This window comes from Streptomyces synnematoformans (genome assembly GCF_039531005.1).
GTDB classification, from domain to species: domain Bacteria; phylum Actinomycetota; class Actinomycetes; order Streptomycetales; family Streptomycetaceae; genus Streptomyces; species Streptomyces synnematoformans.
On the sequence record NZ_BAAAPF010000014.1, the window covers coordinates 42,158 to 50,438 of the forward strand.

General features: G+C 77.3%; 5 protein-coding genes. 2 read left to right on the top strand and 3 right to left on the bottom strand.

The window, feature by feature from the left end; all coding sequences use genetic code 11:
* Positions 1–72: 72 nt before the first annotated feature.
* Positions 73–525 (top strand): helix-turn-helix domain-containing protein, encoded by a 453-nt coding sequence (locus tag ABD317_RS05205; RefSeq protein WP_344288279.1) that lies wholly within the window; start codon positions 73–75, stop codon positions 523–525.
* 66 nt (positions 526–591) lie between these two features.
* On the opposite strand, the gene ABD317_RS05210 is transcribed toward ABD317_RS05205, so the two are convergent.
* From ABD317_RS05210 to ABD317_RS05220, 3 genes are all read right to left on the bottom strand, one after another.
* Positions 592–1,188, bottom strand: coding sequence for a ClpP family protease (locus ABD317_RS05210; RefSeq protein ID WP_344288292.1), 597 nt, complete (start codon positions 1,186–1,188; stop codon positions 592–594).
* Between the two features lie 2 nt (positions 1,189–1,190).
* Positions 1,191–1,916, bottom strand: a complete 726-nt coding sequence (locus ABD317_RS05215) for a ClpP family protease (protein ID WP_344288281.1) — start codon at positions 1,914–1,916, stop codon at positions 1,191–1,193.
* Between the two features lie 209 nt (positions 1,917–2,125).
* Positions 2,126–3,346 carry a low temperature requirement protein A gene (locus tag ABD317_RS05220; protein WP_344288282.1) on the bottom strand — a complete coding sequence of 407 codons (1,221 nt, stop codon included), beginning with the start codon at positions 3,344–3,346 and terminating at the stop codon, positions 2,126–2,128.
* Between the two features lie 394 nt (positions 3,347–3,740).
* Here ABD317_RS05220 and ABD317_RS05225 point away from each other — a divergent pair.
* Positions 3,741–8,281: PAS domain-containing protein (locus ABD317_RS05225; RefSeq protein ID WP_344288284.1), on the top strand; the 4,541-nt coding region annotated here is incomplete at its 3' end.

Sequence of the window (8,281 nt, forward strand, 5' to 3'; positions counted from 1 at the left end):
GCGTTCAGCGATTCTGCCGTCAGCAGACCGCCCGGCCCTTCCCTTCCGCCGCCGGGCTCCTACGCTGGGACGGTGACCCATCACGCGCCGCGCCACCAGGCCCGCATCCTCCCCCTGCGCCCGCCCGCGACCGAGCCGGACGACGGGCGCGAGCCCCTCTGGCGGCAGGTCGTCGGGGGCGTGCTGCGGCGGGAGCGGCTGGCCCAGGAGCGTACGTTGAAGGACGTCGCCGACGCCGCGCGCATCTCCATGCCGTACCTCTCCGAGGTCGAACGCGGCCTCAAGGAGGCGTCGTCCGAGGTCCTCGCCGCCGCCGCGCAGGCGCTCGGGCTGCGCCTCGCCGACCTGCTCGTGCTCGTCCACGGCGAGATCGTCCGCCTCGGCGCGGGCGGGCGGACGACCGTGGTCTCGTCCGTCACCGAGCTGTCCTCCGCCCGTTCCCGCACCGGGTCGCGGTCCGGGCACGGGCACGGGCATGGGGCCGGGTCCGGGTCCGGGCCCGGGGACGTGCGGCTCGCCGCCTGACGGACCGGCGCACAGCGCACGGCGAACGGCGGGGTCCGGCCCCGCCGTTCGCCTCCCGGACCGCCGTTACAGCTGCCGCTTGCTGATCACCTGGTCCGCCAGCCCGTACGCCACCGCCTCCTGCGCGGTGAACACCTTGTCCCGGTCGGTGTCCGCGCGCAGGGTCGCCACCTCGTGGCCCGTGTGCCGCGACAGCACCTCCTCCATCTGCGTCCGGATCCGCAGGATCTCCTTCGCCTCCAGGCTGAGGTCCGACACCGTCCCGCGCCGCACGCCGCTCGCCGGCTGCCCCAGCAGCACCCGCGCGTGCTCCAGGACGAAGCGCCGCCCCTTCTCCCCGCCCGCCAGCAGCACCGCCGCCGTCGACGCGGCCTGGCCCACGCAGTACGTGGAGATGGGCGCGCCGACGAACGTCATGGTGTCGTAGATGGCCATGAGCGAGGTGTACGAGCCGCCGGGCGAGTTGATGTAGACGGCGATCTCGCTGCCGGGGCTCGCCGACTCCAGGTGCAGGAGTTGGGCGATGACGACGTTCGCGACGCCGTCGTCGATCTCAGTACCGAGGAAGATGATCCGCTCGGAGAGCAGCCGGCTGTAGATGTCGGACGCGCGCTCGCCGTGCGCGGTGCGCTCCACGACGTTCGGAATCGTGTACTGGCTCATCGTCACAGCCCCATCCGTCGCTTCGAACCGGCCGGGCGCACGTCGGCGAGCGACTCGACGACGTGGTCGACCATCCCGTACTCCTTCGCCTGCTCCGCCGTGAACCACCGGTCGCGGTCGCCGTCGCGCGAGATGGTCGCCTGGTCCTGGCCGGTGTGTTCGGCGAGGAGCTGCTCCATGAGCGTCTTGCTGTATTCGAGGTTGTCCGCCTGGATCTCGATGTCGGCGGCGCTGCCTCCGATGCCGGCGGAGGGCTGGTGCATCATGATCCGCGCGTGCGGGAGCGCGAAGCGCTTGCCCTTCGTGCCGACGGTGAGCAGGAACTGCCCCATGCTGGCGGCGAAGCCCATGGCGAGCGTGGCCACGTCGTTGGGGATCAGCCGCATCGTGTCGTAGATGGCGAGGCCGGCGTGGACGGAGCCGCCGGGGCTGTTGACGTAGAGCGCGATGTCGGTGCGCGGGTCCTCGGCGGAGAGGAGGAGGAGCTGCGCGCAGACGCGGTTCGCGGAGGCGTCGGTGACCTCGGTGCCGAGGAGGACGATGCGCTGGCCGAGGAGCTGGGCGGCCAGGTGGTCGTCGAACCGCGACGGGGCCGGCGCGTCTTCCTCCTCGGCGCGGGGCGCCAGGTCCAGCCCGCGGGCGGTGGGTCCCGACGCGGTGGGCCCCCAGGCGGTGCGTCGCCGTGGGGTGGTGCGGGGCGGTGGGGTGGTGCGGGGCGGTGGGGTCATCGTGCCTCCCTCGTGGATGTGCGTTGCGTTGCTTCCACGGTCGGCGGGGAGGCGGTCCGAGGGGAGGGATCTTTGCCGGGGGCAGATTCGCCCTGGGCAGAGGGGTGGGCAGGGGTAGGCAGGGGTGGGCGGAGAAGTCGGGTGCAGGGGGCGGGTGCAGGAGTCGGGGGCAGGAGTCGGCGCAGGAATGGGCAGAGGCGGCGTACGGACTACGGCGTCGCTCCGCCCGCCTCCCGGCCGTACAGCCCCACCACCGCCGCCGTCACCACCGCCAGCGCCCCCAGCGCCACCAGCCCCGGTATCTGCTCCACCGCCGGCCCCGCCGCCAGGCACACCGCCGCGCCCACCGCCAGCACCGCCGGCGCCCGGCCGCCCGTACGCCACCGGATCGCCGCCGCGCCCAGCAGGAACAGCCCGACGCCGCCTGCCAGCGCCCACGCGCCGACGCCGTGCAGCGGCTCGGAGAGGTCGTAGTGCCCGGTGTCGGCGATCTGGTGCAGCAGTTCCTTCACGCCCAGCGCCGAGAGCACGACGCCGCCGACGAGCGGCAGGTGGAGGAAGGTGTACACGTCGCGGGCCAGCCGCGTCCGCGCGTCGTCCGCCGCCTCCGTCAGCCGCTCCTCCGCCGGCTCAGCGACCCGGTGGAAGTACAGCCGCCACAGCCCCGCCGAGACCAGCAGCCCGGCGGCCGCGGCGGCCAGCACGCCGTACGTCGCCGGGTAGCCCCGTACCGCGACGCCGACGGCCACGATCGACTCGCCCAGCGCGATGATGACGATCAGCCCGTGCCGCTCCGCGAAGTGCGCCGGCGAGGTGACGCGCCAGCCGGAGCCGCCGGTGACGTAGATGGCGGCGTAGTCGATGACGACCGCGGCGAGCCAGATGAGGATCTGTGCCCAGCCGGTGAAGAAGCTGCCGACGACCAGCAGCACGAACGGCGGCGCGACGGACGTGAGCGCGGTGGCGCGGATCGTGGCGCGCAGCCGGTCGTCGCCGGGATGCGCCACCCAGTACGCGACGAGGTGCAGGACGCGCAGCGCGCCGTAGCAGAGGACGAAGACCAGCGGGGCGTTGATGTCGCCGTCCCCGCCGGCGAAGACCTCGGGCAGGGTCAGGGACACGACGAGCACCGCCGCCATCGCCGCCAGCAGCACGCCCAGGAGGGGGCCGGTGTCGGCGCGTACGACGTTGCCGAGCCAGGCGAAGCAGCACCAGCACCACCACAGCAGCGCGAGCACGACGCCGCCGCCGAGCAGCCGCATGGGCGTGGGGTCCTCCGCGAGCAGGGCGGTGACCTGCATGAAGGCGTAGACGAAGACGAGGTCGAAGAACAGCTCGGCGGGGGTGACGCGGTGGTCGGCGCCGGTGGAGACGACGCGGCGGAGGCGAGGTCTCTCGAACGTGCCGGATTCGTCGTGTTCTGTCGTCATGCCGCCCCGTTTCCCACCACTCGGCCACGTGTTCGTCACGTAGCCTGCCCCATGTGCCGGGCAGGCGCACCACGCGAGCCCGGCAGCGCCCGGGTGCGCACCAGACGCCCCGTATCCACGCGGACCGCACGATACCCGGCCCGCACCCGGCCCACCTGGCGCCGCGGCCCGGCGGAGTTGTGGCGGCGGCGTGACGATTCTCATCCGCCGTCCCCCGGGCAACGGGGGACCGTAGAATCCTCTCGTGGCACGGCCACCGGCGCGCACGGTGCGCGTACGGGACGCAGACGGGACGCGGGGCGAGGCACGGACGGCACCGCGGACGAGGATGCGCGACGGCACGGGGGCCGGCCGCAGTGCACAGCAAGAACGGTAGTCGAGGAGGAAGTTCGTCGTGAGCAGCAGGCCATCCCGAGGCGCTGCTCGCCTCGCCGCCATACTCGACGCGCTCCCCGACGCGCTCCTCCTCGTCGACACCAACGGCACCGTCGTCGCCGCCAACCGCGTCGCGCTGGAGACCTTCGAGCGCCCCGGCGGCGCGGTCGTCGGCCGCGGACTGCTCGACCTGCTGCCCGACTTCGACCCGCAGCTCATCCCCGGTTCCATGCGTCGCCCCCGCGGCGGCGACGCCACGGGTTCCGTGGCCCCGGACACGCGGGCCCGCGCCGACGCCGACGAGCGCACGAAGCCGATGCGCACCGCCGCCCGCCGCACCGACGGCAGCGACTTCCCCGCCGAGGTCACCAGCGCCGACCTGGAGGACGGCCCGGGCGGCGAGTCCCCGTACGCGCCCGGCCACCACTACACGGGCGACGAGCTGCTGATGCTCGTCGTACGCGACCTCACGGGCACGGCGGAGGCCGAGGCGGAGCTGCAGCGGCAGCGCCGGCAGACCGAGATGATCCTGCGCGCCGCCGCCGAGGGCATCGTCGGTACGGACACGACCGGCAAGGTCGTCCTCGTCAACCCCTCCGCCGCGCAGATCCTCGGCTACCGCGCCAGCGAACTCGGCGGCGCCGACCTCCACCCCCTCATCCACCACTCCCGCCCCGACGGCACCCCCCTGCCGTACGAGGAGACCCCGATCTCCGACACCCTGCGCTCCGGGCGCAAGCACCGCGTACGCGGCCAGGTGCTGTGGGGACGCGACGGGCAGCCGGTGCCGGTGGACATGACGACGGCCCCGGTGCGCGACGGCGACCAACTCGTCGGCGCCGTCCTCGCCTTCACCGACCGGCGGCGGCGCGACGCGCTGGAGACGCGGCTCGCGCAGCTCCAGGCGGTGCTCGACGTGGCGCTGCGCGGTCCGCTCGACACGCTACGCGCGGAGCTGGACACCCTGGTCGACGACCCGGCCGGGCAGCTGTGGCCCGAGGCCAACCAGACGCTGCGCCACCTCTCCGCCGGGTACGGGCGTATGACGGCGCTCATCGACAGCGTGCTCGACTTCCAGCGGCTGGACTCCGGCAAGGAGCGGCTGGCGGTGGAGACGGTGAACGTCGAGGACGTGGTGCACGCCGCGACCGAGGGCGCGGACGAGCTGATCGGGCCGGGGCGGGCGCAGTTCGTGGTGCACGCGCCGCGGCTGGACATCGAGGCGGACGGGCGGTGGCTGGCGCTGGCGCTGGCGCACCTGATCGCGGAGGTCGCGGGGGTCGACGCCACGGGGCAGCGGACGGCGGGGGCGTCGGACGCGCCGGTCGTGGTGGCGGCGGCGCAGCGGGGGGATGTGGTGCGGATAGAGGTGCAGGGGCCGCGGGGGCCGGGGGGTGCCGGTTCCGGGGCTGGGGATGGTTCTGGTTCTGGTTCTGGCTCTCGTGCTGGTGCGGGGACTGGGGCTGGTGGCAGGGGCGCGGCCGGGGGGCCGGGTTCCGTGCACGAGCCGCTGGCCCGGGGCGTCGCCCTGCTGCACGGCGGGCTCCTGCAGACGCACGAGGTACCGGGGCAGAACGGTGGCGCGTACCTGCTTGAGGTGCCGGTGAAGGCCTCCGGTCCGGCGGCGCGGGCGGCGCGGAGCAGGGAGACCTCGGGGCGCGGGCGCGAGACGGGGAACGAGACGACGGTGATGCCCGGCGGGGATGCGCTGGGTCGGGGGGTTGCTGTCTCGGGCGGTGCGGCGTCGGGCGGTGCGGCCGGTGGGTCGGGGGAGTCAGGGGAGTCGGGGGAGTCGGGGGAGCTGGTCGGGCTGGGGGGAGCCGGCGGGTTTGGCAGTGCCGGGGGTGCCGGTGGTGCTGGTGGTGCCGGTGGTGCCGGGGGCGGTACGGGCGGCGGTGGGCGTACGGCCGGTGGACGGCGGCGTCGCGCCGCCCCGGCGGCGGAGTCCGGCGACGGTGCGGAGACGCCCGCGCGCGGTACGGGTGTGGGCGGTACGGGGACGGGCCGGCGGCGGCGGGGGGCGACGCCGGCGGCGGGGGTGCCGGCGGGGGCCGGGGCTGGAGCCGGGGGGCCTGCGGAGGGTGCTCCGGCGGCGGGGCCGGGGGCTGAGCAGGGTACGGACGGCGGTGCGGGGCACGGCGGTGCGGGTGCGGTAGGCGGTCGCGGGGCCGGGGTGCGGGAGGCTGGTGGGCCGGCGGTTGTTCAGGAGCAGGGGCACACGCCGGGGCACGGTACGCCGGGGGCGGCGGCGCCCGACCCGGTCGGTGGCCTCGCCGGGCCGGCGGCTCCCGGTGGCCCGACGCCGCCGCAGGGTACGAGCGGGGCGGCCGGGCACCGGCGGCGGGCGGCTCCGGGTGAGGGGCCGGTCGCGTACGACGGTGAGGGCGGTGCGCCGGCGCCGGGTGGCGGTGCGCACGTTCCGGGCGGACCCGGCGGGGTGCAGGACGACGCTGGCGGTACGGCCGGTGGCGTGGACGCACCGGTGGACGGTACGGGCGGCGGCGCCGGGGAGAGCGGTACGGGCGAGACCGGCGCCGCGGCACTCGGGCACGCCCTCCCCGGGACGCAGGGCCGCGGGCGCCGGCGGCGGCCGGTGGGACAGGGGCCGGGCAGCCGGCAGCAGGGGGACCGTGCGGAGACGGGTGAGCCGTCGACGGGAGCGCGGCGCCGGCCCGTAGGACGTGGACCCGCGGGAGCGGCCGGACCCGGGGCCGGCGGACAGGGTGTTCCGGACGGGCTGGGCGCGACAGAGCAGCAGGGCGGTTACGGCGGCCCGGGCGGCCCCGGGCCGGCGACCGGCGGACAAGGCGCCGCGGACGGGATGAGCGCGGCAGAGCGGCAGGGCGGTCACGGCGGCCCGGTCGGCCCCGGTGGGGCGGCGGGCGGCCCGGGCGGACCCGAGGCACCGGACGACCCGACGGGCCCGGGCGGGCCCATGGGGCCGGGGGGGCCGGGCGGACCCCTGGGCCCCGGCGGACCCGGACCCGGCGGACCGGCGGGCCCCGGAGAACTCGGCGGCCCCGGCCAGCAGGCGACACCCGGCGGACGTATGGGCCCCGCAGGGCCAGCGGGCCCCGGAGGGCCCGGCAGGCCCGGCAGGCCCGAGGGGCCGTACGACCCCACGGGACCGGGCGGCCCCATGAGCTCCGGCGGACCGGGCCCCGGAGGACCCCGTGGGCCCGGCGGGCACGCGGCACCGGGCGGCCCCATGGGACCCGCTGGACCGGCAGACTCCGGAGGGTTCCGCGGCCAGGGCGCGCCAACGGGACCGGGCGGACCCGCAGGAACGGAAGGCCCCGGCGAGCCCCAGACACCAAACGACCCAACAGGGCCGGCCGGACCCATGGGGCCCGGAGAACCCGGACCCGGCGGACCGGCCGGGCCCGGAGGACTCCGCGGACCCGGCGGGCCGGCGGCACCGGGCGGACCCCTGGGCCCCGGCGGACCCGGACCCGGAGGGCCCGGTCAGCAGGCGGCACCGGGCCACCCTGCGGGACCCGGACGACCGGCACACCCCGGAGGGTTCCGCGGCCAGGGCGCGCCAACGGGACCGGGCGGACCCGCAGGAACGGAAGGCCCCGGCGAGCCCCAGACACCAAACGACCCAACAGGGCCGGGCGGGCCCACGGGACCCGAAGGACTCCGCGGACCCGGCGGGCCGGCGGCACCGGGCGGACCCATGGGCCCCGGCGGACCGGGGCCCGGAGGGCCCGGTCAGCAGGCGGCACCGGGCGACCCCATGGGGTCCGGACGACCGGCAGGACCGGCGCAGCCCGGAGGGCTCCGCGGCCAGAGCGGGCCGATGGGCTCAGGCGGACACGCGGGAACAGAGGGCCCCGGCGGGCCCCAGGCACCAGACGACCCAACAGGGCCCGGCGGACCCACGGGACCCGGCGGACCCGGACCCGGCGGACCCGGACCCAGCGGACCCGGACCCAGCGGACCCGGACCCAGCGGGCCGGGCGGGCCGGGAGGACTCGGCGGACCCGGTGGGCAGGCGGGGCCGCGGGGGCCCGGTGCGTCCGGCGGCCACGGGCCGATGGCCCCCGGCGGTCCCACCGCGCACGCCGGCACCGGCGCCGGCCCGGGCCCCGGCGCCCCGGCCGAGCTGGGCGACCACCCCTCGCGTACGGGCCACACCCCCGCCGGGTACGACGACGCCGCGGCCCCCGGCGAACAGGCCGGGCCCGCGTACACGCCGGGGCCCGGCGAGTACGACGACGCCGCGGCGCCCCGCCGCGGCCCCGGCCGGCGCCGGGGTGCCCCCGGGGCGTACCCCGGCAACGGGCCCGCCGGACCCGGCGACCCGGGCCGGTCCGACGCGTACGGCAACCCCGCGGACCCCGGCGGCGACCCCTCCCGTACGGGGGAGGCCCCCGGTGCGTACGCCGCACCCGGCGACCCCTCCGCCGACCGGCTGCAACCCGCCGACCCCGCCGGGCACCGCCCCGGCGCACAGCACCCCGCCGCCCTCCCCGCCGCACAGCACACCCCCGCGCCCCCCGCCGGCACCGGCACCGGCACCGGACCGGCCCGCCCGCAGCACCCCACCGGCCGTCG

Bases quoted from the DNA above. Each gene is read 5' to 3' on its own strand.
- ABD317_RS05210 (WP_344288292.1), bottom strand. From the start codon at position 1,188: ATGAGCCAGTACACGATTCCGAACGTCGTGGAGCGCACCGCGCACGGC.
- ABD317_RS05220 (WP_344288282.1), bottom strand. From the start codon at position 3,346: ATGACGACAGAACACGACGAATCCGGCACGTTCGAGAGACCTCGCCTC.
- ABD317_RS05215 (WP_344288281.1), bottom strand. From the start codon at position 1,916: ATGACCCCACCGCCCCGCACCACCCCACCGCCCCGCACCACCCCACGG.